2 protein-coding genes are annotated in these 2,917 nt (G+C 35.3%); both read right to left on the bottom strand.

Going from position 1 to position 2,917, the window contains the following annotated elements:
- The coding region (locus WBN21_RS07785; protein WP_424199053.1) for a class I tRNA ligase family protein at positions 1-1,361 on the bottom strand (1,361 nt) is incomplete at its 3' end.
- 119 nt (positions 1,362-1,480) lie between these two features.
- Positions 1,481-2,917: T9SS type A sorting domain-containing protein (locus tag WBN21_RS07780; protein WP_424199051.1), on the bottom strand; the 1,437-nt coding region annotated here is incomplete at its 5' end.

Genomic DNA, 2,917 nt, shown 5'->3' with positions numbered 1-2,917 from the left:
GGGTAGTTGTGTTTGTATTTTTCAACTTTAAAGGCTTTGTTTTCTTCCTTAAGTTTAATAGCTATTTCTACATCTACTGAGCGTTCTGGAGCTTCGCCATCGTTGTAATATTCATTCTTAACATATTTACCACCAAATTCTGCCATTTCTGGTCTGAATCGTCCTTGTAAATCTACAAGCGGTACTAAATTATCGCTTTCATCTTTTACTAAAAGTGGCGGCACTTCTGGTATTGCTTGTTTTGCAACCAAGGCATCATCTGCTCCAAAAGTTGGTGCTGTATGTACAATTCCTGTTCCGTCTTCGGTGGTAACGAAATCTCCAGAAATAACTCTAAAGGCATTTTCTGGATGGTCGTTTGGAAGCGCATAAGGTAAAAGTTGTTCGTATTTTATTCCGACTAAATCTTTTCCTTTAAATTCTTTTACAACGTAATATGGTATTTTTTTATCTCCATCTTTATATTCTAAAAGCGCTGGTTTATTTTCAACTCTTTTAAACTTGCCGTCAAACTGATTATTAACCAATGGTTTTGCCAAAATTACATTCATAGGTTTGAATGTATATTGATTATAAGTTTCCACTAAAACATAATCAATTTTTGGCCCCACGGTTAATGCCGTATTACTTGGAAGTGTCCAAGGTGTTGTAGTCCAAGCTAAAAAATAAATATCGCCTTCGTTTTGTAAAAAATCTGGCAAACTATTTTCTATAGCCTTAAACTGCGCTACAATGGTTGTATCAGTTACATCTTGGTAGGCCCCTGGTTGGTTAACCTCATGCGAGCTCAATCCAGTTCCTGCTTTTGGTGAATAAGGCTGAATAGTATAGCCTTTATACATTAATTTTTTAGAATAAATTTCCTTTAACAACCACCAAACGGACTCCATGTATTTTGGTTCGTAAGTAATATATGGATCTTCCATATCTACCCAATAACCCATTTTTTGAGTGAGGTCGTTCCAAACATCTGTATAACGCATAACTGCTTTACGACAGGCTGCATTGTAATCTTCAACCGAAATGGTTTTACCAATATCTTCTTTTGTAATTCCTAATTCTTTTTCTACACCTAATTCTATAGGTAAACCATGCGTATCCCAACCCGCTTTACGCTTAACTTGGTAGCCTTTCATGGTTTTGTAACGTGGAAAAATATCTTTAATAGCACGTGCTAAAACGTGGTGCACTCCAGGAAGTCCATTTGCAGAAGGTGGCCCTTCAAAAAACACAAATGATTTTTTACCTTCCCTAGTAGATACACTTTTTTCAAAAATGTTGTTTTCTTGCCAATATTGCAAAATATTATTGGCAATTACAGGTAAGTCAAGTCCTTTATATTCAGGAAATTTAGCGCTCATTTCTTATTGATTCTTATAAGTTCGCGAATTTAATGAATTATAGTTAAAACATTAATTTTTAAAACAAAAAAAGACCACTCAAAAAAGTAGCCTTTTAAAATATCAATATATAATAAAGATTATTTTATAATTATTTTTTTAGTTAACACCTCATTGGTATCTGTTTGCATGTAAAAAATATAAGCTCCTGTTAATATATTGTTGAATTGTAATCCTTTTTCCAATCGTTCTCTTGATACATCTTTCAATTCTAAAACAGATTGCCCAAGCATATTAACTAGCGATAATTTACTCACATCACTATTTAATTTTTTAACAAATAAGGTATTTGTTTTATTTTGATAGTAGATGTGGTTTTCAGTAATTATAGATTCTTCTGTGCTTAAATTTTGTTGCTCGTTTTGGAATACGATTTCAAATCGATCATTGAATACACCTTGCGCAGACCCAAAACCATAAGCCGTATCTTGCGTTAAATCAAAATAGGTTTCCATTAGATTATCTCTTAAATAAATAGCCTGATCTGCTTCTATAGCAACTAATTCTGAAATTCTTATCTCGAAGGTGTTATCGCCAGATGAACTGAAATTTAAGGCCACCACCTTATCTGCAGTAATAGGACCATAAGCTTGGATATTCATGTTCTGGCCTTCAAAATCTAGATTCAAAGCGTTATTACTAACCTCTGTGTTTTCTGCATCATAGCCATAATCATAGCCATCGGTTGTAAAATCACTAAACCCAAGTAGTAATTCTTGTCTTGTTGCTGGACCAGTAACCGAACTAAATTCTAACCGAATTCTTTGCATGGTATCTCCTTTGCTTTCAGTAGACTTTGAAGAGTTTTCTTTTGAAGTTTTTGAAAATGTAGATCCTACCTGATCATCTGATGGATTTGCATCAGCTTCTTTTATAAACACACGCTGACTATTATTAAACTCCACGGTACCATCAAATGGTAATACGCCATCATTCTCTATTTCTGCCATAAACCCTTGACCTACGGCAATGTATCTTGTGGGTACTTTGGTGCCTTCTTGTGCGCCTGTATTGGCCCCATAAAAACTAATAAATTGAGAGGCACGAATGGAACCTGTTTTATTAACTATTGCATAACCGCCCTGGTATTCATTAAGGATATGTGATGTACCACCCCATTGTTGCCAAACTTGCAAATAACCTTTAATGACCCCCATATTATCATCTATAAATTCATGAACATCGATGGCTGATGGATACGGGTTTCCTAGTAAATACCTGGTTTTGGATATATTATCCACGGAGCCTGTTCCGCCAACATCGTCAACGGCCACTAAAATAGTTCCATTATTAGGTTTTCCCTCAAAAATATAACGCCCCGTTGCCCCATCTCCTTTTTGGGTATAACCAACCCCTGAGCCTAATGCCGTGGTTTCTGTTATTTGTTTCCAATCCCAATACGTTATACCGTTTTTAGAGGTATATAACCAGAATCTGCTGATGCTGCCACTACCTTCATAACTTGAGGTAAATGGCATAATAACACCGCTTGCATCTCTTAGCATGTTTAATGTAAA

This window comes from Algibacter sp., assembly GCF_049667265.1.
Taxonomy (GTDB): domain Bacteria; phylum Bacteroidota; class Bacteroidia; order Flavobacteriales; family Flavobacteriaceae; genus Algibacter_B.
Note: the sequence above shows the minus strand (reverse complement) of the source record. Positions and strands in the feature narration are given on the sequence as shown.